Below are 23,801 nucleotides of genomic sequence, written 5' to 3' on the forward strand. Positions count from 1 at the left end.
TCTACTGGATCCCGACTTCTGCTACCGCGTCGCCCGTAGCCGCGACGCACGGTTCGACGGGCAGTTCGTGCTGGCGGTGACGTCTACCGGCATCTACTGTCGCCCGAGCTGCCCTGCGATGACCCCGAAGCGTGCCAACGTGCGCTTCTACCCGACCCCGGCGACGGCGCAGGGGGCCGGCTTCCGTGCCTGCTTGCGCTGCCTCCCCGACGCGGCGCCCGGCTCACCCGACTGGAACCTCCGGGCCGACCTGGTCGGGCGCGCGATGCGTCTGGTCGGCGACGGAGTGATCGAGCGCGACGGCGTCACCGGGCTGGCGGAGCGACTCGGCTACTCGGCCCGCCACCTCCACCGCCAGCTCATCGCGGAGCTCGGCGTCGGCCCGCTGGCGCTGGCGCGGGCCCGGCGGGCGCAGATCGCCCGCACGCTGATCGAGACCACGACGTTGCCGTTCGCCGAGGTGGCGTTCGCCGCCGGGTTCAACAGCATCCGGCAGTTCAACGACACGATCCGGGAGGTGTTCGCGGCGACGCCCAGTGCGCTGCGCGCCAAGCGCCGCTCGACAGGCAGCCAGGTCGCGTCCGGCGGTGGGCCGGGCACCATCACGCTGCGGCTGGCCTACCGGGAGCCGTTCGACGCGGCGGCGCTCTGGGCGTTCCTCGGCGCGCGGGCGGTGCCCCACGTCGAGGAGGTGGAGGGCGACACGTACCGGCGGACGCTGCGGCTACCGCACGGTGTCGGCACGGTCGCCCTGACGCCGGCCGCCGGGCACGTCCGCGCCGACCTGACGCTGGCCGACCTTCGCGACCTCGGCACCGCTGTGCAGCGCTGCCGCCGCCTGCTCGACCTGGACGCCGACCCGATGGCGGTCGACGCCGCGCTCGGCGCCGATCCGGTGCTCGGTCCGCTGGTCGCCGACCATCCGGGCCTCCGGGTGCCCGGCGCGGTGGACGGAGCGGAGATCGCGGTCCGCGCCGTCCTCGGGCAGCAGGTCTCGGTGGCCGCCGCGCGCACGATCGCCGGGCGCCTGGCCGAGGCCTACGGCGAACCGGCGCTGCTCGACGGGCACGACGGGCCGGCCGGAGCGCGGGTGTTCCCGAGCGTCGACGCGCTCGCCGAGCTGACCCCGGCGGCGCTGCCGATGCCGACCAGCCGGGCCACGACGCTGATCGCGCTCTGCACCGCGTTGGCCGACGGCGACCTGGTGCTCGACGCCGGCACGGATCCGGAGGACGCGATGGCCGCGCTGCAGGAGTTGCCCGGCATCGGGCCGTGGACCGCCGGCTACATCGCCCTGCGTGCCACCGGCGCTCCGGACGTGTTCCTCTCCGGCGACCTGGGCGTGCGGCGCGCCGCCGCTCACCTGGGCCTGCCGGATTCCCCCCGCGGACTCGACGAGTGGGCGAACCGCTGGCGTCCCTGGCGGTCCTACGCCGTCCTGCACCTGTGGCGGTCCGAGTCCGATGCTCTCTCCTCCTGAAAGGACTGACCTGATGTCCACGCCGACCTACTACGCCACGGTCGACACCCCGATCGGCCCGTTCACCGCGATCGAGTCCGGTGGCACCGTGCTCGCCAGCGGCTGGACGAGCACGATCGACGACCTGATGGGTGTCATCCACCCCACGCTCCGGCCGCTCGATCCGTCGCCCCGCAGCGAGCTGGGCGACGTCACCAAGGCGGTGCTGCGGTACCACGAGGGCGACGTCACCGCGATCGACCCGATCCCCGTCCGGCAGCTGTCCGGGCCGTTCCTGCTCGTTGCCTGGGACGTCCTGCGGCGGGTCCAGCCGGGCGAGCCGGTGACCTACACCGAGTACGCCGAGCTCGCCGGGAATCCGTTGGCGGTGCGGGCCGCCGCGTCGGCGTGTGCACGCAACGCGGCCGCGTTGTTCGTTCCGTGCCACCGCGTCCTGCGGTCGGACGGGAGCCTCGGCGGGTTCCGATGGGGCGTCCAGATCAAGCGCTGGCTGCTCGATCACGAGGCCGATGGCCGCGGCTGACGAACCGCCCCGGGTGCCTTTCCGGCGAAGAACAGTGTGTCGCTGTCCGGTTCGTTGAACGCTGCGTGCTTCACTGTGCGGGTTTCGCCCAGGATCTACCGTGGGTCTAGGTAGTGCACAGTGGAAAGTGAGTGCGCATGGTCATGGGGCCCACCCATGCCATCTCCGGAGCCGCCGCCTGGCTGGTCGGCTCCGCGGTGGCGGCCCAGCTCGGCGGGTACATGCAGTCTCCGATCGAGTTGACGACCTACACGGTCGCCTGCGCGGGGGCCGCGTTACTGCCCGACCTGGACACGTCCGGCAAGGTGACCCGCAACAAGGGCGGTGCGACCGTCGCCCGCACGTTCGGTGTCGTCTCGCTGTTCCTCGCGGAGTGCGTGGAGAAGCTGTCACTCGGTATCTACAAGCTGACGCGGTCCAAACGGGACGGCAAGCGATCCAACGGCCACCGGACGTTCACCCACACCTGGCTGTTCGCGGGAGCGCTCGGCGCCGGCGTCGGTTACCTGGCCGAGAGCTACGGCAAGACGGCCGTGGCCATCGCGCTGTTCTTCCTCTTCGGGCTCGGTATCCGGGGGTTGATGGCCGACGCGGCGAAGGCGTCCGGGTGGATTCTGGTCACCGCGTTGTCGGCGACGGCCGCCTACGTGGCGATCGACACGCTGCCGGCCGGCCGGGGGTACCCGCTGCTCGGGCTCTCGGTCGGCATCGGGTGCGTGGTGCACACGTTCGGCGACATGATCACCAAGGCCGGGTGTCCGGTGCTCTGGCCGGTGCCGATCCGCGGCGAGCGCTGGCGCGAGATCGGTATGCCCGACCGGATCGCGGTCCGGGCCGGTGGCACCGTCGAGCGCACGGTGCTGGTGCCGGCGTTCACGGTGTTGGCCGTGCTCGGCGTGATCATCAGTGTGCCCGGGGTCGCGGCGCTGCTCAGCCGCGTTCTCGGCCACCTCGCCTCATCCACATAGTGGGAAGACCTTCCTGTATCGTGAGACGGGGACTAAGGTCGGAGGCATGAGCACGCAGACCTGGGACGCCGCGCTGTACGACCGCCACCACGGCTTCGTCGCCTCCTACGGGCAGGACCTGCTGGAGCTGCTGGCTGCGCTGCCGGGGGAGCGCGTGCTCGACCTCGGCTGCGGCACCGGCGACCACGTCGCGCTGCTGCGGTCGCGGCGGGTCGTCGCCGACGGCGTCGACGCCAGCGCGGAGATGATCGCGCGAGCCACCGACAAGTACCCCGACTTCCCGTACTTCGCGGTGGCCGACGCCCGCGAGTTGACCGCCGAAGACCACTACGACGCGGTGTTCTCCAACGCCGTACTGCACTGGGTGCCCGAGCCGGAGCGGGTCGCGGCTTCGGTGGCCAGGGCGCTGCGTCCCGGTGGGCGGTTCGTCGCCGAGTTCGGCGGCGCCGGGAACGTCGGAACGATCATCCGGGCCGCCCAGGAGGTCCGGGCCGAAGCCGGGCTGCCCGCCGCGCCGCTGCCCTGGTACTACCCGACGGTCGGCGAGTACGCGACGGTCGTCGAAGGTGCTGGCCTGGAGGTGCGCTCCGCCTGGCTGTTCGACCGTCCCACGGTTCTGGACGGCAGCGCCGGGCTGGCGAACTGGCTGCGGATGTTCGCGTCGTTCCTGTTGGACGGCGTCGACGAGGCGACGTTCCTCCCGGCGCTGGAGGACCGCGTGCGCGACACGCTCTGGCGCAACGGCGCCTGGTGGGCCGACTACCGCCGCCTGCGCCTCGTCGCGGTGAAGCCTGGGGCGCCGCGGCTCTGACAACTCGCGGTCCCGGGATGTCGAGAACGGCGCCTCGGCTCCGACTCCCGGTCGAGGCGCCATCCGGCGCCGCGGCAGAGCGCCGATGCGACGGCGCGGAGAGGACCAGCATGGGACGCGCGGTAGTGCACTTCGAGATCCTCGGCACCGACCCGGCGACACTCCGGGACTACTACGGAAAGCTGTTCGACTGGGAGTTCGGGGTCGGCGATGCGACCACGGAGAAGGTGTCGGCGCCGGGGGAGTACGGCTTCGTGGACGGCAGCACGACCGGCGACGGTGCCGGGATCAACGGCGGGGTCGGCGGTGGCCCGGGCCACCGACCGGCGGTGCTGTTCTACGTAGCGGTCCCGGACGTCGAGGCGGCGCTGCGCGAGGCCGAGCGACTCGGCGGCACCCGCGTCCTCGGCCCGGAGCCGGCTCGGGGAGACTTCACGGTCGGGCGTTTCACCGACCCCGAAGGCAACCTGGTCGGCGTCGCGGGCCCGACGGCGTAGGAGCCCGGCGAGGGGATCCATGAAATACCTGGTGCTGATCTACAGCAACCCGGAGCCCTGGGGGCATCCGGCCTACCTGCGCGACCCACGGTTCCGGGCGCTGCCTGCGCACGAGCGTGCGGAGGTCGCCGAGCGCGCTGACGTGTTCGGGCGAGAGATCGTCGAGTCGGGGGAACTCCTCGGCGGTGCTGCGCTGGACGCTCCGGCGAGCGCTCGTACGGTCCGGGTGCGCGCCGGCGTCCGGCTGGTGACCGATGGGCCGTACGCCGAGACCAAGGAGCACCTCGCCGGGTACGTGGTCGTGGACTGTGAGAGCCCGGAGCGGGCGTCGGAGATCGTGTCCGGCATCCCCGACGCCCGCTTCGCGGCGATCGAGATCCGTCCCCTGGCCGGGGAGTCGGGGGAGATCGGAAAGATTTTCTAGAAACTTTTTCTGTTCCCGCGTACGGTCCCCTCATGGTCGAGGACGCTCTGTCAGCCGGCGATGTCCCGACGGTGGCGATCACCGGAGCCAACCGGGGGATCGGGTACGCCGTCAGCGAAGAACTCGTACGCCGTGGCTACCGCGTGGTGCTGGTCACCCGCGGAGCCGCGAGCGGTGCCGCTGCGGTGGCGGCACTGACTCGCGTGGCTGCCGGTCCGCTGCCGGTGGCAGTGGTCGGTGACCTCGGCACGCTGGACGGCGTCCGGGCGGCTGCGGACGCGATCCGGGACGCCTGTCCGCGACTGGACGTCCTGGTGCACAACGCGGGTCTCTGGCCGTCCCGGCGGGTGCTGACCCCGGACGGCGTCGAGGAGTCGTTCGCGGTCAACCACCTGGCGCCGTTCCTGCTCAACCACCTGCTGGAGGCGGAGCTGGCGGCGGCCCGGGCCCGCGTCGTGCAGGTCAGCGCCGGGATCTACGTCAAGGGACGCGTCGATCTCGAGCGCACGCCGGTCGGCGCCGACTTCAGCGGCTTCCGTACCTACGCAGACACCAAGCTCTGCAACGTCCTCACGCTGCCGCTCTTCGCCCAGCGGTGGGCTGACCGGGGCGTGACGATCAACGCGGTCCATCCCGGAGTGATCCGCACCGGGCTCGGCGCGCGCTCCGGCCCCCTCGGCCTGGTGCTGAGGCTGGCGAAGCGGCGGTGGGCGTCCCCCGAGGAGGGCGCGCGGCCGATCGTCCGCCTCGTGACGGAGCCGGTGGGCACCGGCGGGTACTACGTCCTCGACGAGCTGACGCCGCTCGCGGGGCCGGCCGCCGACCGGGCGCTGGCCGAGCGGGTCTGGGCGCAGGCCGCCGCACTGACCGGCTGCGCACCGCTACTCCCGGATTCGGCCTCCGAGGCGAACTGACGGTGTCACCCAAGCAGCAGCGCGGCGCCGAGACCGCACAGCGGTTGCTGGACGCGGCGCTGGCCGTGCACGAAGAGGGTGGCTCCGAGCAGTTCACCGTGCAGGCGATCAGTGCGGCGAGCGGGGTCAGCCTGGGCAGCCTGTACCACCACTTCGGGAGCGCCGACGGCCTGGCCGCGGCGCTCTACTCCCGCTGCATGGTCGCGCTGCTGGAGGCGGTCGCCGCGCCGTTGGTGACGGCTCGCACGGCACGGGCGGGGGTTCGGGCGATCGCGGCGGCCTACCTGACGTTCGTCGCGGAGCAACCGGCCGCGGCGCGCTTCATCCACGCGTCGTCGGCCTCCGGCTACCTGGCCGCGCACGCGGAGACCGTCGCCACCGCGAAGAAGCCCGCGATCGAGCCGATCTTCGAGTGGGCCCGGCCGCACGTCCGCGCCGGACGCATCGTCGACCTGCCCGAAGCGTTGCTGGAGATGCTGATCATCGGCCCGGTCGCCGAGACCGCGCGGCGGTATCTGGCCGGCGTTCCCGGGCTCGATCTCGACGAGGCGATCCGGGTACTGCCGGACCGGATCTGGCAGTCGGTCCGTGTCTCGGCCGAGCCTCCGCCAGAGTCTGAGCCTGATCCCGAGCCGGAATTGTCGCACCCCTAGGTCAGGATCGCGGTGCCTCGGAATCGGGAGAACCGCGATGCCTTTCGCCGACGAACTACTGGGCGAGCCCGCTCTCGCCGCGCTGACCGACGCCCTGGCGGCGGTGGTGCCGGGCAACCCGCTCGCCGCGCTCCGTGCGGTCGACCTGGGCGGCCTGCCCTTGCGGGAGCGCAGCGACCTGATCCGCGACGCGCTGCTCGCCGACCTACCGGGCGATTACGAGGCGTTCGCGGCCACGATTCGGGCGGCTCGGCACGGCGCGCTACCGTTCACCGGCTGGCTGATCTGGCCGGTGACCACGGCGGTGGTGGCCAGGGCACTAGCCGAGGACGGCGCGGCCTTCGACGACGCACTCGCGCTGCTCGCCGAGCTCACACCGCAGTTGACCAGTGAGTTCGCGATCCGCGCGCTGCTGGCGCACGACCTAGACCGAGCGCTGCCGGTCATCCACTCGTGGACGGCGTCCCCCGACGAGCACGTGCGGCGGCTGGCGTCGGAAGGCACGCGGCCGTTCCTGCCCTGGACGAAACGGGTGCCGGCGATCCTGGCGAGGCCGCGGGCGACGCTGCCGGTCCTGACGGCGCTCTACCGCGACGAGAGCGAGTACGTCCGCCGCTCGGTCGCCAACCACCTGAACGACGTGAGCCGCCAGCATCCGGACCTCGTCGTCGAGACCGCGACGGCCTGGCTCGCAGCGCCCGACGCGAACACCGGTCGGCTGGTGCGGCACGCCCTCCGGACGCTCGTGAAGAAGGGGCATCCGGGCGCGCTCGCGCTGCTGGGATTCACCCCGAAAGCCACACTCGACGTCGTCGGGCCGACGCTCGCAGAGGTCGAGGTCCCGTTCGGCGGCACCGTGCACTTCACCGCGACCGTGACGAACACCGCGACGGAGCCGGCCGTCGTCGCGGTCGACTACATCGTCCACCACCGGAAAGCCAACGGACGGCTCGCGGGCAAGACGTTCAAGCTCACGACCGCCACGCTGGCCCCGGGTGAGCAGCGGCAGATCTCCCGCGACCACTCGTTCCGCGAGATCACGACGCGGCGCTACTACCCCGGGGTGCACGCGATCGAGTTGCAGCTCAACGGCATCGTCGCCGGCCGGAGCGAGTTCACGCTGAGCCGGACGCCGGCAGGATGACGGCGTCCGCGCGCTCAGCTGCTGGTGCGGCTCGCGGCGCGCGAGCTGACGACGTGACGCGTCAGCTCGTCGACCAGAACCAGCCCGATCACCTGGCCCCAGGAGTCGGTGCAGACCACCGGGTCGAAGCGGTGCGCCGCCGACCGGGTCAACGCCCGGAGCAGCACGTCGTCGGCGGCGTCCGAGGCGAGCACGCGCAGGCTCACCGGCAACCGCCGCAGCACCCCGTCCCTCGGATCCGGCGCCAGCATCTCGACCGGCGCCCCGGAGCGGTCCACGACCACCGCCGGCTCCGTCGTCGTCATCTCTTCGACCCGGTCCACCGTGGTCACCGTGACCTTGCTCAGCATCACGCTCGCGATCGCGTCGGTCACCGCGACGCGGGTCGTCTCCGCCAGCACCCGTGCCCGCACCTCGTCGGCGAGCGGCATCATCCGATCCGCCGGGCGGCCCAGCAGCCATCCCTGGCCGAGCGGAACGCCCATCCGGCAGAACGTCGCCAGCTCACCCACGGTCTCGATGCCCTCGGCCAGCAGCCAGGCGTCCAGGCGCCCGGCGAACTGGCCGAGCAGCTCGGCGAGCGCAGCCCGCGCCGGGTCGCGGTCGGCCCCGGCCACCAGCGCCCGGTCCAGCTTCACCAGCTGGGGGCGGAGCTCCAAGATCTGCTGCAAGCCCGCGTAGCCGCTTCCCGCGTCGTCCACCGCGATCAGTGCACCGGCGGAACGCAGACGGCGGGTTTCGGCCGTGATCGACTCCAGGTCGCCGAAGGCGACGTGTTCGGTCAGCTCGACGACGACGCGAGACAGCTCGGGAACGCTCCCGAACGCTTCGTCCAGCTCCGGCGTGCCGAGCAGGTGCGGGCTGACGTTGACGGTGAGGAACGCGTTCGGCGGCAGCTCGCCGAGCCGGGTCAACGCCCGCGTGATGACGACGCCTTCCAGCGCGGGTCCGAGCCCGTTCTCCTCGGCGGCACTGAACCACTGGTCGGGGGAGAGGCGGTCACCGATGCCGGGCACCGCGACGTCGATCCGCGCCAGCGTCTCGTATCCGGCGACCGTTCCGCGCGCCAGGTCGGCGATCGGCTGGAACACCACGCGGATCTGGTCCGGATCGGCCAGCACCCCGTGGATCGCCCGGCGCCACGCCAGCTGCCGCCGGACCTCTGCGGGGTCAGGCGGCATCGTCGGGCGCGACCGGCTCTTCTGGCCGCCCCACCAGGACGCGGCGTCGTCCAGCGGGTCGTAGTCAGTCCCGCCCGTGAGCCCTGTGACCAGCTCGGTGCTCATTCGGCGGACTCTTCACCCACGTCGTGCATCCGGCCTCCGCCTGGTCTCCGTGGTGGACACCTCGGGTAACCCATCGGGCCGGAAACAGAAAACCTGAGAGTTGCGGACTCCAGGTCCGCGACTCTCAGGTCGGGGCGCCGGTCAGGCCTGGCTGGCCTCGGTGTCGGCCGCCTGGCGGCGCACCTCGTCCATGTCGACGGCCCGTGCCTGCCCGATCAGGTCATCGAGCACCTCACCCGGGAGCGCGCCCGGCTGGGCGTAGAGCACGACGCGGTCGCGGACGACCAACAGCGTGGGGATCGACTGGATGTCGAACGCCGCCGCCAGTTCCTGCTGCGCCTCGGTGTCGACCTTTCCGAAGACGATGTCCTCGTGCGTCTCGGAGGCCTTCTCGTAGACCGGCGCGAACTGCCGGCACGGTCCACACCAGGAAGCCCAGAAGTCGACCAGCGTGATCCCGTCGCGCGCCAGCGTGTCGTTGAAGTTCTCGGTGGTCAGCTCCACCGTCGCCATCGTGTCTCCCTCGGTTGTCGCGCCGTTCCGTTCCGAACAACGCGGCAGTCGGTCAGAACCTTCCGACTGCGCGGCCTTCTTGGGGAGTGCCCCCGCACGGCGTGCCCGGAACCTCTGGCAGGCTGGAGCGGTGTCCACCCCCCTCCCACCGGTCTCACCTGCCCGATGAACTCTTTTCAACCTCCGACGTTCTCGGAGGGTAAGCGACCTCAGCAGACGTCGGTCGAAGAGAGTTCACTGACGGTGGTCGGCGCCGCGATCGTGAACGACCTCGGGCAGGTCCTGGCCGCACAGCGTGCGGAGCCGCCCGCGTTGGCCGGCGGCTGGGAGTTCCCCGGCGGCAAGGTGGATCCGGGCGAGAGCGACGAAGTGGCCATCGTCCGTGAGTGCCGCGAGGAACTCGGCGTCGAAGTCGAGCTGGTCGACCGCCTCGGGCCCGACCTGCCGCTGCAGCGCGACCGCGGGGTGCTGCGGGTCTGGATCGCGCGGCTCGCCGCGGGTGAGCCGACCGCCTTGGAACACGCGGAGCTGCGCTGGCTGGGCGCCGATCAGCTGGACGACGTCGCCTGGCTGCCTGCCGACGCACCGCTGATCGACGAGCTCCGGGCCCGTCTGGGCTCGTGGGGTCGGTGACGTGCCCGTTCTCTGCACGACCACGCTGATCCACGCCCCGGCCGCCGTGGTGTTCGACCTGGCCCGGGACGTCCGGGAGCACACCGCCGCACTGGCGCACACGGCGGAGCGAGTCGTGCCGCCGGGACGCGTGACCGGCCGGCTGGAGCTGGGCGACCTGGTCTGCTTCCAGGCGCGGCACTTCGGCCTCCGGCTGACGCTGGACTCCCGCGTGACCCGTGTCGACGCGCCTCACGGCTTCACCGACGAGCAGGTCCGTGGGCCGTTCCGCTCGCTGCGGCACGACCACGTGTTCGCCGAGACCGGCGCCGGGACGCTGATGACCGACCGGATCGTCTGGGCGTCGCCGCTCGGGCCCGTCGGGTGGCTCGCGGACGAGATCGCCGTCCGCCGTCAGCTGCTGTCGATCCTGACCGCACGGAACACGCACCTGAAGCGTCGTGCGGAGGTGCGTGCGACGACGCTGTAGCCGCCGGGCTAAGGGAGCGCGCGGGCCTTGGCGAGGGCCGCAGCGGCGAGCTGGACCGCGGCGTTGCGGGTGCGCTCGCCGAGCCGCCACGGCTCGATCGTCGACCCGGTGGCCAGGTGCCGGTCGTACGGCAGGAGCGCAGGAACGACGCCGTACGGCGCGAACGCCTCCGCGGTGCGGTTCAGGTCGATCTCCGCGGCCTGGGGCGACATCGCGGTGAGCGCGATCAGCGTCTGCGGGAGCCGGTGCGGTCCCCACTCGCGGATCCACTCCAGCGCTCGGCGCGCGCTGACCACACCGTCGATGCTCGCCGGTGTCGCGAGAACGATCGCGTGGGCGTCGGCGAGTACCGACTGATTGAGCGGCGTCACCATGCCGGCTCCGGCGTCGACGACCGTGACCGCGAAGTATCGGCTGATGCCGTGCAGGACGCCCAGGTAGGCATTGGGCGGCACGATCTCGGGTGCGGCCGAACCGCGCTCACCGGAGAGGATCCAGGCGCCGGACTGGCTCCGGCCCAGGCAGCGTTCCGCGTCGTCGAGCGTCGCCCAGACCCGGGGCACCTTGCCCAGGTTCGCGAGCGACGTCGGGGAGTTCGCGCCGAGGCGGAGGCCGAGCGAGCCGAGGTCCGGGTCGGCGTCGACCGCGAGCACCCGGTCACCGCGGTGCGTCGCGTACGCGCTGACCAGCAGAGAGGCGACCGTGCTCTTGCCCGAGCCGCCGCGGATCCCGAGGACCGCGATGCGGCGGCCGGTGGCGACCGGCTGGCTCAGCTCGCGCGCCAGCCCGGCGGCTTCTCGGGCACGAGCGGAGCCGCCGCCTCCGCGGACGCTCGTGCGCAGCCGCTGGAGCCGGTTGTCGGCGTGGTCGGGCATGCGCAGCAGACCGTCGGGCGTCCACTCCTGGGGGACCGGGGTCGCGTCCGGGCCGAATACCTTGGACGGCTGCTGTTGCCCGGGCGCCGCGGAGTAAGCGGGCGCGTTCGCCGCGGGCGGCGGACCCGCTGCAGCGAGCGGACCGGCCGCGGGCGGCGCGGCGGCCGGAGGCGCGGCGGCCGGAGGCGGCGCGGCGTAGCCGGGGTAGGTCGGGGCGCCGGGGTACTGGCCCGCGGGGTACGGCGGCGGCTGAGTTCCCTGTGGTTGGGTTCCGGGCGGCAGGGTCCCGGGCAGCGGGGTTCCTGGGGCCTGCGCAGCCGGGAACGGCGGGTATTGCTGGGCTGGGTAGCCGGTCGGCGGGGCAGCAGCCGGCGGGTACTCGCCCGGTTGGGCTTGCGGGAACGGCTGGGCGGCCTGCGGTTGTGGCTGGGCCTGGGGGAACGGCTGGGCCGCTGGGAACGGCTGGGCCTGCGGCACCGCCTGGGCCGGTGGGAACGGCTGCGGCAGGGGCTGGGCCTGCGGAGGCGCCGAGGGGAACCCCTCGGCCTGCGGGAACGGCTGAGCGTGCGGGACCTCCGGGAGCGGCTGAGCCGGCTCGTACGGAGGCGGAGCGGGGAAGGCGGTTAACGGCGCGGACGGCGTCCCCGGTGGCGTCGCGTCCGTGGGATCCAGGGCCGTCGTCGCCGGCTCCCCGGCCAGATCGTCACCCGTAACCGGATGCGCACCCGTCGAGGTCTGCGCACCCGTCGGGCTCTGGGTGCCCGCCGGGCTCTGCGTGCCCGGCGTCGGCTCGCCGCTCGCCGCGGGAGGTGCGCCCGGCGTCGGCGGAGTAGGCGTCTGTGACGCGGGGGCCGCGGGTGGCTGCATCGGGATCGGCAGCGTCACCCCGAGTGCGGTCGGGTCGACGACCTGGGTCGCGGTCGAATCGTCGGACTCGATCGGGTCGTCCGGATTCGTCGGCCCACCCGCCGGCCCGGCCACGGGGAAAGGGGGGAACGGAACGTCGCTGTGCTGGCCGTTCGCGCCGTCGGTCGTCAGGTCTCGCAGGACAGTGCCCTGCCAGTCCTGCCGCGCGTCCTGGGAACTCACCACGGCTCGGGTCTCTCCGTCCTCTCCGATACGGACTCAGACTAACCAGGCGAGCCGACCGAGTGGCCGGGCCCGCCGTTTTCGCTCCCGGCCTCCAGCGTCGCACCGCCAGTCGTCCCGAGTGCTGCCCGGAGCGCGGCGCGGCAGGCGGCGTCAGCGCGTCGGGTCGTCTCCGGCTGCCGGTATCCACTGGTCAGGTCGAGCGTCGCGCGGCACGCCCGGTCCAGCGAGATCCGGTGCCCGACCGAGACGAACACCGGCTTGACGCCGTCCCGGGTCCTAACCGCCCGCCCGACGACCTCGCCACCGTCGACCAGGTCGGTCGTCGAGCCGCGGGCGGCGCCGAGCGTCGCGGCCTCGACCCCCACGAACCGGGTCTTCGCGACGCCGAACGCCGGCACCCCGGTGAGCACGCCCAGGTGGCACGCGAGCCCGAAGCGGCGGGGATGCGCGAGCCCGTAGCCGTCACAGACCAGGAGATCCGGTGTCACCGGGAGATCGGCCAGCGCGGCCAGCAGAACCGGGATCTCCCGGAAGGCCAGCAGCCCGGGAACGTAAGGGAACGTCGCCCGCCCGACGACCGTGCTTTCGGCGACCGTGGCCAGCGTCGCGGCGTCGACCACCACGGCTGCGCCGGCGATCTGGTCCGAGCCGGTGTCATAGGCGACGTCGAGCCCGGCTACCAGGCGCGCGTCGACCGCTCCGGTGGGATCCACCCGGCCGCGTAAGGCGTCCTGCACGGCGAGTGCCGCGGTCTCGGTCGTCGGCCAGTCGACGGGCAGCTCCACGCGCATCGCCCCAGGCTATTTCGCTGGTGACCGCCGCATGCTTCTGCCACCGTTTCGGACGTGCGTACCCCTGCCGACTACCTGAATGCTCTCGCCGAGCGCGAGGCCACCGGCGAAGCAGTGGACTTCCTGTACTTCTGGAAGGCCCTGCCCGGCCCCGCTGGACGCCCCGGCCCGGGATGCCTGAGCCAGTGGTGGCAGCAGGCGTTCACGGTCGACGGCGTGGAGTACGGCAGCGCTGAGCACTGGATGATGGCTGGAAAGGCCCGCTTGTTCTCAGACGACGAGGCGCTCGACCGAATCCTCGCCGCGGACCACCCGGTGCTGGTGAAGAAGCTCGGCCAGGGCGTCCGCAACTTCGACGACGCGACCTGGAAGGCGCACCGGTTCGAGATCGTCGTCGCCGGCAACCGGGCGAAGTTCGGGAGCGATCCGGCGTTGGCCGAGTACCTGGTCGGTACCGGCGACCGCGTGCTGGTGGAGGCCAGCCCACTGGACCGGATCTGGGGGATCGGGCTCGCCGACGACGATCCGCGGGCCGCGGTGCCGTCCCGGTGGCGGGGTTTGAACCTCCTCGGATTCGCCCTGATGGAGGTCCGCGCGGAACTCTCCGCGAAATGACGCCGAATCCGTCTCCACGGCACCCGTGGAGACGGATTCGGCGTAAATCCGCGGCCCACTCAGCCCTTGCGGCGGCCGATCTTCGAGCCGAGCCACGTGATCGGGTCGTACTTGCGGTCGACGACGCGTTCCTTCATCGGGATGATCGCGTTGTCGGTGATCGTGATGTGTTCCGGGCACACCTCACTGCAGCACTTGGTGATGTTGCAGTAGCCGATGCCCTGCGTGGCTTGCGCGAACTCCTTGCGGTCCGTCCGGTCGTCGAGCGGGTGCATGTCCAGCTCGGCGGCCCGGATGAACAGCCGCGGCCCAGCGAACGCCGGCTTGTTCTCGTCGTGGTCCCGGACGACGTGGCAGGTGTTCTGGCAGAGGAAGCACTCGATGCACTTCCGGAACTCCTGCGATCGCTCGACGTCGACCTGTGCCATCCGGTACTCGCCCGGCGCGACGCCCGGCGGCGGCGCGAACGCGGGCAGCTCGCGGGCCTTCTCGTAGTTGTACGAGACGTCCGTGACCAGATCCCGGATCAGGGGGAACGTCCGGATCGGCGTGACCGTGACCGTCTCTTCCTCGGCGAACGTCGTCATCCGGGTCATGCACAGCAGCCGCGGCTTGCCGTTGATCTCGGCCGAGCACGAGCCGCACTTGCCCGCCTTGCAGTTCCACCGCACCGCGAGGTCCGGCGTCTGCGTGGCCTGCAGCCGGTGGATGACGTCGAGGACGACCTCGCCCTCGTTGACCTCGACCTGGTAGTCGTGCAGCTGCCCGTCGGCCTCGTCGGCACTGATCGTCTCGTCGGGTCGACCGGCGCCGCGCCAGACCCGGAAATGCGCCTGGTACCCCATCAGCCCCTGCTCCCCTCGGAGTGGCTCCTGCCCACCGTGTCCCCGGTGGTGCTTCGGTCGTCCGCCACCGTCGTGGGCGACGAGTCCCGCGACTCGTCGTCGGCGGGTTGACGTGCCGCCGCGACGACGGCGGGCGGTGCGTCCGGTTCCGAGGCGAGCACGGACAACTCCTCCTCCGTGAGGTACTTCGCCAGCTCTTTCCGCTCGAAGAGCCCGAGCAGCTCCACCGGCATCGTCGGCAGCGGCTGCTCCCGGACGGTCACTCCGGAGCCCTCCTTGGTCAGCGCACACACGAGGTTGCGCTGCCGCCACTCCGCCGACATCTCCGGGAAGTCGTCCCGGGTGTGCCCGCCGCGGCTCTCCTCCCGCAGCAGGGCGGCCTTCGCCACGCACTCCGCGACGACGAGCAGGTTGCGCAGGTCGAGCGCGACGTGCCAGCCCGGGTTGTACGTCCGCCCGCCGGCCGCCGACACCACCTCGCTCCGCTCGCGCAGCTCGGTGAGTTTGTCCAGTGCCTGCTGGATCTCCGGCGCCTTGCGGATGATGCCGACCAGCTCGTGCATCGTCTGCTGGAGGTCGGTCTGCACCTTGTACGGGTTCTCGCCGCCCTCCCGGGAGAGCGGCGTCAGCGCGAACTCGACCGCCACGTCGACGTCGTCCGGGACCACGGACGGCCTGCCCTCCAGGCCCGCCACGTAGGCCGCCGCTCCCGCACCGGCCCGGCGTCCGAAGACCAGCAGGTCGGACAGGGAGTTGCCGCCGAGCCGGTTGGATCCGTGCATGCCGCCGGCCACCTCGCCGGCCGCGAAGAGGCCGGCGACGCCGACCGCGGCCGCGGTGTCCGGCTCGACCTCGACCCCACCCATCACGTAGTGACAGGTCGGGCCCACCTCCATGGGTTCGGCCGTGATGTCGACGTCGGCCAGCTCCTTGAACTGGTGGTACATCGACGGCAGGCGGCGGCGGATCTCGTCTGCCGGCAGCCGCTTCGAGACGTCCAGGTAGACGCCACCGTGCGGGGAGCCGCGCCCGGCCTTCACCTCGGAGTTGATCGCGCGGGCCACCTCGTCACGCGGCAGCAGTTCCGGCGGGCGCCGGTTGTTGTCGGCGTCGGCGTACCAGCGGTCGGCCTCCTCCTCGGTGGTCGCGTACTTGTCGCGGAACACGTCGGGGATGTAGTCGAACATGAAGCGCTTGCCTTCGGAGTTCGTCAGAACACCGCCGTCGCCCCGGACCGACTCGGTCACGAGAATGCCTTTGACCGACGGCGGCCAGACCATCCCGGTCGGGTGGAACTGGACGAACTCCATGTTCACCAACGTGCCGCCCGCCCGCAGCGCGAGCGCGTGGCCGTCACCGGTGTACTCCCACGAGTTGCTGGTGACCTGGAAGGACTTGCCGATGCCGCCGGTGGCCAGCACCACGGCGGGCGCCTCGAACAGCATGAACCGGCCGTCGTCACGGGCGTACCCGAACGCGCCGGCGATCCGGTCGCCGTCCTTGGGCAGCGCGGTGATCGTGACCTCGTGGAAGACCCGCAGGTAAGCCTCGGCGTCGCCGTGCTCGCGCTGGTCGTCCTGCTGGAGGCTGACGATCTTCTGCTGCAGCGTCCGGATCAGCTCGAGGCCGGTGCGGTCACCTACGTGAGCCAGCCGCGGGTACTCGTGACCACCGAAGTTCCGCTGGCTGATCTTGCCGTCCTTGGTGCGGTCGAACAGCGCACCGTAGGTCTCCAGCTCCCAGATCCGCTCCGGCGCTTCCCGGGCGTGCAGCTCGGCCATCCGCCAGTGGTTGAGGAACTTGCCGCCGCGCATCGTGTCGCGGAAGTGCACCTGCCAGTTGTCGCGGCTGTTGACGTTGCCCATCGCGGCCGCCGCGCCGCCCTCGGCCATCACCGTGTGCGCCTTGCCGAAGAGCGACTTGCAGATGATCGCGGTTCGCATGCCCTGCTGGCGGGCCTCGATCGCGGCCCGCAGCCCGGCGCCACCGGCGCCGACGACGACCACGTCGTAGTTGTGCCTTTCGATGTCCGTCATCGCACTCACCCGACAAATCGCAGATCGGAGAACCACTCGGCCGAGACCGCCATCACGTAGAAGTCCGTGATCGCGAGCGATGCCAGCGTGATCCAGGCGAGGGCCATGTGCCGGGCGTTGAGTCGCGAGACAAAGGTCCAGGCCCGGTATCGGACCGGGTGCTTGGAGAAGTGCTTGAGCCGGCCGCCGACGATGTGCCGGCAGGAGTGGCACGACAGCGTGTACGCCCAGAGCAAGACGACGTTGGCCAGCAGGATCACGTTGCCGAGCCCGAAGCCGAAGCCGCCGCCCGGCGAGTGGAACGCCAGGATCGCGTCCCAGGTGTTGATGATCGAGATCAGGAAGGCCGCGTAGAACGCGTACCGGTGCAGGTTCTGGCCGATCAGCGGGAACCGCGTCTCACCGGTGTACTTCCGGTGCGGCTCGGACACCGCGCACGCCGGCGGCGAGAGCCAGAACGACCGGTAGTACGCCTTGCGGTAGTAGTAGCAGGTCAGCCGGAACAGCAGCAGGAACGGCAGGCTGAACGCGGCGTAGGGGAGCCACCAGACGTCGGGCAGCACCCGGCCGAAGTGCGCTGCCTCGGGGACGCAGCCGTTCGAGACGCACGGCGAGTAGAACGGCGTCAGGTAGTGGTAGTCGGCCACCCAGTAGAAGTCCTGCATGAACGACCTGGTGACCGCGTAGGCCAGCCAGGCGACCAGGCCGAGCACGGTGAGCAGCGGCGCCAGCCACCATCGGTCGGTCCGGAGCGTGCGGACACCGATCTTGGCGCGCGCTCGGGCCTGATCACCAGGAGGGGCTGTTCCACTGGCTGGGGAAGCTGGGGGTATGGGGGGTGCACTCATGCCTGGGGTGGCTCTCCTGTGCGGGGATCATGGGTGTGCCCGGGCCGAGGGTCGGCCCGGGCGGGGGAACCGCGTATTCGGGATGTTCAGCTGTGCCTACCGCGGCCGCCGAGGCCCTCGTCGTCGCAGTCGCGCCAGAGGTCAGGCGGGTACGGCGTATCGGAGACGTAGTGCAGGCGCCGCTCGCTGTCGTCCGCAGCGGGGGCGGGAGGCAGGTCGCCGATCTCGTCGAGGTCCTCGATCAAGCGGCGGACGTCGCTCACCAGTCGGCGGACGCCGAGCGTCTCGGTGTGGTGGGCCTTGAGGTGGCCGACCGCCCGTTCGAGCTCGACCAACGCGCGCCGGACCTGGGCGAGGTCCGGGTCGAGTTGAGTCGACCCTCCTCCGGCCGATTGGCCCGCTCCGCGTTCACGCACCGACATCGTGACCACCTCCGTGGCGCCTCGGCGCGCAGCCCGACGTAGCGGGCGTCCAGCAGCCCACTCGGCGTCGACAGCGCGTCGACCCTACGTACGCGCAGTCTGCCGTGATCCATGCCACACGGGAAGCGTTTGGGCCAAACCGGCGTGCCGCGGATCGGGCTGAATCGTGCCGAGTCCGTTGTCGGCGCGTTATCGGCCCGGCTCGATCGGTGACCCGGAGGTCGGCTCCGGTACTGAGATCTACGTCTCCGGGATCCACGTCGCCGGGATCGGGATCGACGTCTCCGGCGATCAGGTCTCGACGCAGGCGTCGATCTCCGCGGCGAGCTGCAGATCCTTCGCCGTGACGCCGCCTGCGGAGTGGGTCACGAGCGCGAACGTGACCTTCCGCCAGCGGATATCGATGTCCGGGTGGTGGTCGCGCTGCTCGGCGACGACCGCGATCCGGTCGACGAGCGCGATCGCGGCCGGAAAGCTCGCCGCCTCCACCGTCCGCCGAATCCCGCTGGTGTCACCGCTCCACTCGGGCAACTCCGTCAGCCCCGCGGTGATTTCGTCCGCACTGAGGGTCATGTCAGCCATGGTCCGACCGTGGACCTCCCACGCGCGGCGGGCAACCCCTGGTCAGGGTTTCCGTTCCCTCGGTCCGGACGTCGGGCAGCCGAACAGCGTCGTCGGGGCGGCACTGCGGCGCCCCGTAGAATGAACGGTGGCCCGGTGTCAATGAGTCGCGGGCGCAACCAATGCAACCGAGGAGCGACCTCGCCATGCCCGCCCACTCCGACGACACGGTGCTCTCCCGCCGCGACGACCTGCGCAACGTCGCGATCGTCGCGCACGTCGACCACGGCAAGACGACCTTGGTCGACGCCATGCTCTGGCAGTCCGGCGCGTTCAGCGCCCACCAGAAGGAGCAGGGCGACGTCGACGACCGCGTCATGGACTCGATGGACCTCGAGCGCGAGAAGGGCATCACGATTCTCGCGAAGAACACCGCGGTGAAGTACGGCGAAACCACGATCAACATCATCGATACCCCGGGCCACGCCGACTTCGGTGGCGAGGTCGAGCGCGGTCTTTCGATGGTCGACGGCGTGCTGCTGCTCGTCGACGCCAGCGAGGGCCCACTCCCGCAGACCCGATTCGTGCTCCGCAAGGCACTCGAGTCCAAGCTGCCGGTGATCCTGGTGGTGAACAAGGTCGACCGTCCGGACTCCCGGATCGCCGAGGTCGTCGACGAGGCCTACGAGCTGTTCCTCGACCTCGACGCGGACGAGCACCAGATCGAGTTCCCGATCGTGTACGCCAGCGCGAAGGCCGGCCGGGCTTCCATGGAACGTCCGGCCAACGCGAGCCTGCCGGACGCCGAGGACCTCAAGCCACTGTTCGACGCGATCCTGGAGACGATTCCGGCGCCGCGGTACGACCCGAACGTCCCGCTGCAGGCACACGTCACCAACCTCGACGCGTCGCCGTACCTCGGCCGCCTGGCCCTGTGCCGCGTACATAACGGGACGATAAAGAAGGGCCAGCAGGCGGCCTGGTGCCGCGCCGACGGGTCGATCGAGCGGGTCAAGATCACCGAGCTGCTGATGACCGACGCGCTGGAGCGGCGTCCGGTCGAGTCGGCGGGGCCCGGTGACATCATCGCGATCGCCGGAATCCCGGAGATCACGATCGGTGAGACGCTCGCCGACCCGGACGACCCCCGGCCGCTGCCGGTGATCACCGTCGACGAGCCGAGCATCTCGATGACGATCGGTATCAACACCTCCCCGCTGGCCGGCGAGAGCGGCAAGAAGCTCACCGCGCGGCTGGTGAAGAGCCGGCTGGATGCGGAGCTCGTCGGCAACGTGAGTATCCGCGTGCTGAGCACCGAGCGGCCCGACACCTGGGAGGTGCAGGGCCGTGGTGAGCTGCAGCTCGCGGTGCTGGTCGAGATCATGCGCCGGGAGGGCTTCGAGCTCACCGTCGGCAAGCCCCAGGTCGTCACCAGGGAGATCGACGGCAAGGTGCACGAGCCGATGGAGCGGCTGACCATCGACATCCCGGAGGACTACCTCGGGGTGGTGACGCAGCTGATGGCCCTGCGCAAGGGCCGGATGGAGCAGATGGTCAACCACGGCACCGGCTGGGTGCGGATGGAGTACCTCGTGCCGGCGCGTGGCCTGATCGGCTTCCGTACCGAGTTCCTCACCGACACCCGGGGCACCGGCCTGCTGCACCACGTCTTCGAGAAGTACGAGCCGTGGCACGGTGAGCTGCGGACGCGTCCCACGGGTTCGCTGGTCGCCGACCGGCGCGGGCCGACCACCGGCTTCGCGCTCGCCAACCTGCAGGAACGCGGCACGATGTTCGTCGGGCCCGGCACCGAGGTCTACGAGGGAATGATCGTCGGCGAGAACTCCCGGGCGGACGACATGGACGTCAACCCGACCAAGGAGAAGAAGCTGACGAACATGCGTCAGTCCTCCGGTGACGTTCTGGTGCCGTTGATCCCGCACCGGCAGATGTCGATGGAGCAGGCGCTGGAGTTCTGCCGCGAGGACGAATGCATCGAGGTCACCCCGGCTACGGTGCGGATTCGCAAGGTCGTCCTCTCCGCGCACGAGCGAGAGAAGACCCGTGGTCGGCGCAAGTGGGCCAACCCGCCAGCGTGATTCTGCCCGTGTCACCGGAGTGATTCAGGTGACGCCGAGTGATTTTTGTGACGACAGCCCCGGGCCGGTTGGCTCGGGGCTGTCGTGTGTTCAGGGGCGCCCGTTAGCTAATTGATACTCCTGTTAAATGCGGAGCAGTACTCCGCCCTGCTATGTCATCGCCGCTGCGCTCGTGATTGAGCTGTTACACGATTGTCGGCGCATGCCGCCTCGCCGTTATGAACATTCGCGTAGCTTTTCGGCGGGCGGCGCAGATCGGCATGTGCACGTCACAAGCGGACGACCGTTGCGGGTCGTCTGCCTAGCCGCGCCCACACGGGCCGCCATGCCGATGCTGGTTCGCCAGCTCAGCAGGAAGGAGAACGCCAACGATGAGCCATGTCGGCGGCGATCGGCCCTCGACGGACGGTGCGGGCAGCCTGAGTGGCTCCGGTCCCGTCCTGCCGCTCGACACGGAGGCCGTCCTCGTGCCGGTCGACGCGGCCGAGCCGGGCGCGAGCAAGCCAGGGGACAAGTCCTCCGACGTCCGGGGGCGGTCTCCCGGCCAGCTGGCCTGGGCCCGCTTGCGCCACGACAAGGTCGCGATCGCCAGCGCGATCGTGCTGGCGTTCTTCCTTCTGGTGGCGATCTTCGCAGACCTCATCGTGTCTGCCTACGGAATTAATCGCGACCAGCTCTTCCAGAACAAGCTCGACTCGCTGGGCTTCCCGCTGGGGTATCTGGGCGGCGTCAGCGGTGACCACTGGTTCGGTCTGGAGCCGCAGCTCGGGCGGGACATCTTCGTCCAGCTGGTGTACGGAGCCCGTACCTCGCTCGGGATCGCGTTGGCGGCTGCAGTCTGCAGCACCGTGATCGGTGTGATCCTCGGCCTGGTGTCGGGTTTCCTCGGCGGCGTCGTCGACTCGGTGATCAGTTGGGTCACCGACTTGATGCTGGCGTTTCCGTTCATCATCTTCTGCCTGGCTGCTGTACCGATCATTAATACGCTGATCAGCGGTTCCGTACAGAAACAACCGAGCGTTGAAACGCGAATCTACGTCGTCATCGGTGTGCTGGTGACGTTCGGTTGGATGAGCACCTGTCGCCTCGTTCGAGGCCAAGTTCTCTCGCTGCGCGAACGAGAGTTCGTGGACGCGGCCCGCGCGGCCGGCGCCGGTACTCGACACATTATTTTTCGGCAGTTGCTGCCTAACCTGTGGGCACCGATCCTGGTGACGTTCTCGCTGGCCGTGCCGCAGTACGTCACCACCGAGGCGGCCCTGTCCTTCCTCCAGATCGGTGTCACCGAACCGGTGCCGGATTGGGGACGGATGATCTTCACCTCCACCAGGTACGTGTCCGTCGACCCGGCGTACGCGTTCTTCCCCGGCATCGCCCTGTTCCTGCTCGTGCTGGCGTTCAACCTCTTCGGTGACTCGCTGCGCGACGCACTAGATCCCCGGTCTGCGCGATGACCGGTCGTTACGGGCCCAACCCAGTGTTCGAGCGAACGATCCGATCCACGGACGGCCGCTCAAGGGCGCCCCTTGGGAGAAGAGAGGTACTCGTGCGACGACCAGTACGGATGCTGACTGTCAGCATCCTCGCGGTGGCGCTCGCCGCCGCCGGATGCAGCAAAAACACCGGTGAGGACGACGGGACCGGAGACCAGACCGAGGCGTCGACGCAGACCGCCACGCTCGCGGAGAACTCCGACGGACCCGCTCCGGAGGTGCCCGGCGCCAAGAAGGGCGGCACGGTCACGATCTACACCAGCGGCGACTTCGAGCATCTCGACCCGCAGCAGAACTACGTCGTGCCTGCGCAGACCACCGGCACCAACCTGCTCTACCGGACGCTGACCCAGTACCGGGAGAACGGCGACGGCAAGCTGGAGGTCGTGGGTGACCTCGCCACGAACACCGGCGAGGAGTCCGACGGCGGTAAGACCTGGAAGTACACGCTGAAGGACGGCCTGAAGTACGAGGACGGAACGCCGATCACGGCGCAGGACGTCGCGTACGGCATCGCTCGTTCGTTCAGCCCCGACCTGCCGAACGGCCCGCACTACGCTCAGCAGTGGCTGGCCGGCGACGCGGACTACAACGCCAAGTACAAGGGGCCCTACGACGGCGGCGCGCAGATTCCGCCGAACGTCGAGGTGCCGGACGCGAAGACGATCATCTTCAAGTTCCCGGAGCCGCACGCGGACACGCCGTTCTTGGCGGCGATGACCACGGTGTCGCCGGTTCCGAAGGCGAAGGACACGAAGGTCCAGTACGACAACCGGCCGTTCTCGTCCGGTCCGTACAAGATCAAGGAGTACCGCCGGGGCCAGCAGATGACGCTGGTGCGGAACGAGAATTGGGACCCGAAGACGGACCCGATCCGGCACAACTACCCGGACCAGTACGTCATCAACTTCACCCGCAGCGCCGAGCAGGCCAGTGAGCTGCTGATCGCCGACCAGGGCGCGAACCAGGCGGCGCTGACCATGCAGGACATGACGATCCCGGCGAGCGTCTACCCGAAGGCGATCGCCGACACGAGCGCGAAGAGCCGGATCCTCACCGGTCCGACGCAGTTCGTCTGGTTGATCAACTTCAACACCCAGCGGGTGAAGGACCTCAAGGTCCGCCAGGCCCTGAACTACGCGATCGACCGCCAGGGCATGCTCAAGGTCTGGGGCTCCTACGCCGGTGACCCGGGCACGACGCTGCTGTCGCCGACCACCTCGGGCTACCAGAAGTACAACGCCTACGACGGTGGCACGAACGGCAACATCGAGAAGGCCAAGGAACTGCTCGGCGGCAAGAAGCTGAACCTCACCTACGCCTACCGGAACACCGAGCGCAACCAGGCGATCGCCGCGTTCCTGCGGAGCAGCTTCCAGCAGGTCGGCGTCAACCTGAACATCCAGCCGGTCGACGAGGACCAGTACTACACAGTCATCGGCAAGAAGGACAACCAGTTCGACATGTACATGTCCGGCTGGGGTTCGGACTGGCCGGGTGGCGGCACCGTGATCCCGCCGCTCTGGGACGGCGACCGGATCGTGCCCGAGGGCAACAACAACTACTCCTACCTGGACGACCCGAAGGTCAATGCCGAGATCGATCGGATCCTCGGCCTGTCCGACCTGACCGAGGCCGACAAGGCCTGGGCGGAGTTGGACAAGGACATCATGACCCGCCTCGCGCCGGCCATCCCGGTCATCTACGACAAGCAGACGACCCTGTACGGCTCGAAGATCGGCGGTATCTACCTGAGCGCGCCGTACGGCAACTCGGGTCTGAACAACCTGTACGTCAAGTAAGTCAAGT

The 23,801-nt window shown here is 70.3% G+C and carries 23 protein-coding genes and 1 pseudogene; 15 read left to right on the plus strand and 9 right to left on the minus strand.

Features of this window, described 5'->3' with window-relative positions:
- Positions 1–4 precede the first annotated feature (4 nt).
- The 9 genes from ABEB28_RS10590 (at position 5) to ABEB28_RS10630 (ending at position 7,414) form a co-directional block, all read left to right on the plus strand.
- Positions 5–1,480 carry a DNA-3-methyladenine glycosylase 2 family protein gene (locus ABEB28_RS10590; protein ID WP_345727886.1) on the plus strand — a complete coding sequence of 492 codons (1,476 nt, stop codon included), beginning with the start codon at positions 5–7 and terminating at the stop codon, positions 1,478–1,480.
- A 13-nt stretch (positions 1,481–1,493) separates the two neighbouring features.
- Positions 1,494–2,003, plus strand: a complete 510-nt coding sequence (locus ABEB28_RS10595) for a methylated-DNA--[protein]-cysteine S-methyltransferase (protein ID WP_345727836.1) — start codon at positions 1,494–1,496, stop codon at positions 2,001–2,003.
- A 137-nt stretch (positions 2,004–2,140) separates the two neighbouring features.
- On the plus strand, positions 2,141–2,971 hold the full coding sequence (locus tag ABEB28_RS10600; RefSeq protein WP_345727837.1) for a metal-dependent hydrolase: 831 nt from the start codon (positions 2,141–2,143) through the stop codon (positions 2,969–2,971).
- Between the two features lie 46 nt (positions 2,972–3,017).
- A complete protein-coding gene (locus tag ABEB28_RS10605; RefSeq protein WP_345727838.1) occupies positions 3,018–3,782 on the plus strand; it encodes a class I SAM-dependent methyltransferase in 765 nt (254 codons plus the stop codon).
- A gap of 110 nt (positions 3,783–3,892) precedes the next feature.
- The gene (locus ABEB28_RS10610) at positions 3,893–4,279 is read left to right on the plus strand and encodes a VOC family protein (protein WP_345727839.1); all 387 of its coding nucleotides are present in this window, start codon (positions 3,893–3,895) and stop codon (positions 4,277–4,279) included.
- 19 nt (positions 4,280–4,298) lie between these two features.
- Positions 4,299–4,703 carry a YciI family protein gene (locus ABEB28_RS10615; protein ID WP_345727840.1) on the plus strand — a complete coding sequence of 135 codons (405 nt, stop codon included), beginning with the start codon at positions 4,299–4,301 and terminating at the stop codon, positions 4,701–4,703.
- A 32-nt stretch (positions 4,704–4,735) separates the two neighbouring features.
- A complete protein-coding gene (locus ABEB28_RS10620; protein ID WP_345727841.1) occupies positions 4,736–5,617 on the plus strand; it encodes an SDR family NAD(P)-dependent oxidoreductase in 882 nt (293 codons plus the stop codon).
- 2 nt (positions 5,618–5,619) lie between these two features.
- Positions 5,620–6,270, plus strand: a complete 651-nt coding sequence (locus ABEB28_RS10625) for a TetR/AcrR family transcriptional regulator (protein ID WP_345727842.1) — start codon at positions 5,620–5,622, stop codon at positions 6,268–6,270.
- A gap of 37 nt (positions 6,271–6,307) precedes the next feature.
- Positions 6,308–7,414, plus strand: a complete 1,107-nt coding sequence (locus ABEB28_RS10630) for a DNA alkylation repair protein (RefSeq protein WP_345727843.1) — start codon at positions 6,308–6,310, stop codon at positions 7,412–7,414.
- A gap of 14 nt (positions 7,415–7,428) precedes the next feature.
- On the opposite strand, the gene ABEB28_RS10635 is transcribed toward ABEB28_RS10630, so the two are convergent.
- Both ABEB28_RS10635 and ABEB28_RS10640 read right to left on the minus strand, forming a co-directional pair.
- Positions 7,429–8,700, minus strand: coding sequence for an EAL domain-containing protein (locus ABEB28_RS10635; RefSeq protein WP_345727844.1), 1,272 nt, complete (start codon positions 8,698–8,700; stop codon positions 7,429–7,431).
- Positions 8,701–8,841: 141 nt separating this feature from the next.
- Complete coding sequence (locus ABEB28_RS10640; protein ID WP_345727845.1) at positions 8,842–9,213, minus strand: thioredoxin family protein; 372 nt, start codon at positions 9,211–9,213, stop codon at positions 8,842–8,844.
- Positions 9,214–9,378: 165 nt separating this feature from the next.
- Between ABEB28_RS10640 and ABEB28_RS10645 the strand changes: the two genes are divergently transcribed.
- On the plus strand, positions 9,379–9,846 hold the full coding sequence (locus ABEB28_RS10645; protein WP_345727846.1) for a (deoxy)nucleoside triphosphate pyrophosphohydrolase: 468 nt from the start codon (positions 9,379–9,381) through the stop codon (positions 9,844–9,846).
- Between the two features lies 1 nt (position 9,847).
- Positions 9,848–10,315 (plus strand): SRPBCC family protein, encoded by a 468-nt coding sequence (locus tag ABEB28_RS10650; protein ID WP_345727847.1) that lies wholly within the window; start codon positions 9,848–9,850, stop codon positions 10,313–10,315.
- Positions 10,316–10,323: 8 nt separating this feature from the next.
- On the opposite strand, the gene ABEB28_RS10655 is transcribed toward ABEB28_RS10650, so the two are convergent.
- Both ABEB28_RS10655 and ABEB28_RS10660 read right to left on the minus strand, forming a co-directional pair.
- Entirely contained in the window at positions 10,324–12,282 is a 1,959-nt protein-coding gene (locus ABEB28_RS10655; protein ID WP_345727848.1) for a CpaE/TadZ family protein, read from the minus strand.
- Positions 12,283–12,320: 38 nt separating this feature from the next.
- Positions 12,321–13,073 carry an endonuclease V gene (locus tag ABEB28_RS10660; RefSeq protein WP_345727849.1) on the minus strand — a complete coding sequence of 251 codons (753 nt, stop codon included), beginning with the start codon at positions 13,071–13,073 and terminating at the stop codon, positions 12,321–12,323.
- Between the two features lie 54 nt (positions 13,074–13,127).
- On the opposite strand from ABEB28_RS10660, the gene ybiA reads away from it, so the two are divergent.
- Positions 13,128–13,688, plus strand: coding sequence for a riboflavin biosynthesis intermediates N-glycosidase (ybiA, locus tag ABEB28_RS10665; RefSeq protein WP_345727850.1), 561 nt, complete (start codon positions 13,128–13,130; stop codon positions 13,686–13,688).
- Positions 13,689–13,756: 68 nt separating this feature from the next.
- Here ybiA and ABEB28_RS10670 read toward each other — a convergent pair.
- The 5 genes and pseudogenes from ABEB28_RS10670 to ABEB28_RS10690 all read right to left on the minus strand — a co-directional run.
- Positions 13,757–14,533: pseudogene (locus ABEB28_RS10670) on the minus strand (succinate dehydrogenase/fumarate reductase iron-sulfur subunit); the annotation flags it as partial.
- The gene (locus tag ABEB28_RS10675) at positions 14,533–16,569 is read right to left on the minus strand and encodes a fumarate reductase/succinate dehydrogenase flavoprotein subunit (RefSeq protein WP_376981962.1); all 2,037 of its coding nucleotides are present in this window, start codon (positions 16,567–16,569) and stop codon (positions 14,533–14,535) included. The gene ABEB28_RS10675 and the pseudogene ABEB28_RS10670, both read right to left, overlap by 1 nt.
- Before the next feature lie 5 nt (positions 16,570–16,574).
- Positions 16,575–17,417, minus strand: a complete 843-nt coding sequence (locus ABEB28_RS10680; protein WP_345727852.1) for a hypothetical protein — start codon at positions 17,415–17,417, stop codon at positions 16,575–16,577.
- 86 nt (positions 17,418–17,503) lie between these two features.
- Complete coding sequence (locus ABEB28_RS10685) at positions 17,504–17,839, minus strand: hypothetical protein (protein WP_345727853.1); 336 nt, start codon at positions 17,837–17,839, stop codon at positions 17,504–17,506.
- A 291-nt stretch (positions 17,840–18,130) separates the two neighbouring features.
- On the minus strand, positions 18,131–18,421 hold the full coding sequence (locus tag ABEB28_RS10690; protein ID WP_345727854.1) for a 4a-hydroxytetrahydrobiopterin dehydratase: 291 nt from the start codon (positions 18,419–18,421) through the stop codon (positions 18,131–18,133).
- 185 nt (positions 18,422–18,606) lie between these two features.
- Between ABEB28_RS10690 and typA the strand changes: the two genes are divergently transcribed.
- The 3 genes from typA (at position 18,607) to ABEB28_RS10705 (ending at position 23,794) form a co-directional block, all read left to right on the plus strand.
- Positions 18,607–20,499, plus strand: coding sequence for a translational GTPase TypA (gene typA, locus ABEB28_RS10695; RefSeq protein WP_345727855.1), 1,893 nt, complete (start codon positions 18,607–18,609; stop codon positions 20,497–20,499).
- Between the two features lie 371 nt (positions 20,500–20,870).
- A complete protein-coding gene (locus ABEB28_RS10700; RefSeq protein ID WP_345727856.1) occupies positions 20,871–21,953 on the plus strand; it encodes an ABC transporter permease in 1,083 nt (360 codons plus the stop codon).
- A gap of 110 nt (positions 21,954–22,063) precedes the next feature.
- Entirely contained in the window at positions 22,064–23,794 is a 1,731-nt protein-coding gene (locus ABEB28_RS10705) for an ABC transporter substrate-binding protein (RefSeq protein ID WP_345727857.1), read from the plus strand.
- Positions 23,795–23,801 lie beyond the last annotated feature (7 nt).

The organism is Cryptosporangium minutisporangium, assembly GCF_039536245.1.
In the GTDB taxonomy this organism is placed as follows: Bacteria; Actinomycetota; Actinomycetes; order Mycobacteriales; family Cryptosporangiaceae; genus Cryptosporangium; species Cryptosporangium minutisporangium.

Coding starts and splice junctions, on each gene's coding strand:
- ABEB28_RS10595 (WP_345727836.1), top strand. CDS start 1,494: ATGTCCACGCCGACCTACTACGCCACGGTCGACACCCCGATCGGCCCG.
- ABEB28_RS10600 (WP_345727837.1), top strand. CDS start 2,141: ATGGTCATGGGGCCCACCCATGCCATCTCCGGAGCCGCCGCCTGGCTG.
- ABEB28_RS10605 (WP_345727838.1), top strand. CDS start 3,018: ATGAGCACGCAGACCTGGGACGCCGCGCTGTACGACCGCCACCACGGC.
- ABEB28_RS10610 (WP_345727839.1), top strand. CDS start 3,893: ATGGGACGCGCGGTAGTGCACTTCGAGATCCTCGGCACCGACCCGGCG.
- ABEB28_RS10615 (WP_345727840.1), top strand. CDS start 4,299: ATGAAATACCTGGTGCTGATCTACAGCAACCCGGAGCCCTGGGGGCAT.
- ABEB28_RS10620 (WP_345727841.1), top strand. CDS start 4,736: ATGGTCGAGGACGCTCTGTCAGCCGGCGATGTCCCGACGGTGGCGATC.
- ABEB28_RS10630 (WP_345727843.1), top strand. CDS start 6,308: ATGCCTTTCGCCGACGAACTACTGGGCGAGCCCGCTCTCGCCGCGCTG.
- ABEB28_RS10635 (WP_345727844.1), bottom strand. CDS start 8,700: ATGAGCACCGAGCTGGTCACAGGGCTCACGGGCGGGACTGACTACGAC.
- ABEB28_RS10640 (WP_345727845.1), bottom strand. CDS start 9,213: ATGGCGACGGTGGAGCTGACCACCGAGAACTTCAACGACACGCTGGCG.
- ABEB28_RS10645 (WP_345727846.1), top strand. CDS start 9,379: ATGAACTCTTTTCAACCTCCGACGTTCTCGGAGGGTAAGCGACCTCAG.
- ABEB28_RS10660 (WP_345727849.1), bottom strand. CDS start 13,073: ATGCGCGTGGAGCTGCCCGTCGACTGGCCGACGACCGAGACCGCGGCA.
- ABEB28_RS10675 (WP_376981962.1), bottom strand. CDS start 16,569: ATGACGGACATCGAAAGGCACAACTACGACGTGGTCGTCGTCGGCGCC.
- ABEB28_RS10680 (WP_345727852.1), bottom strand. CDS start 17,417: ATGAGTGCACCCCCCATACCCCCAGCTTCCCCAGCCAGTGGAACAGCC.
- ABEB28_RS10685 (WP_345727853.1), bottom strand. CDS start 17,839: ATGTCGGTGCGTGAACGCGGAGCGGGCCAATCGGCCGGAGGAGGGTCG.
- ABEB28_RS10690 (WP_345727854.1), bottom strand. CDS start 18,421: ATGGCTGACATGACCCTCAGTGCGGACGAAATCACCGCGGGGCTGACG.
- typA (WP_345727855.1), top strand. CDS start 18,607: ATGCCCGCCCACTCCGACGACACGGTGCTCTCCCGCCGCGACGACCTG.
- ABEB28_RS10700 (WP_345727856.1), top strand. CDS start 20,871: ATGAGCCATGTCGGCGGCGATCGGCCCTCGACGGACGGTGCGGGCAGC.
- ABEB28_RS10705 (WP_345727857.1), top strand. CDS start 22,064: ATGCTGACTGTCAGCATCCTCGCGGTGGCGCTCGCCGCCGCCGGATGC.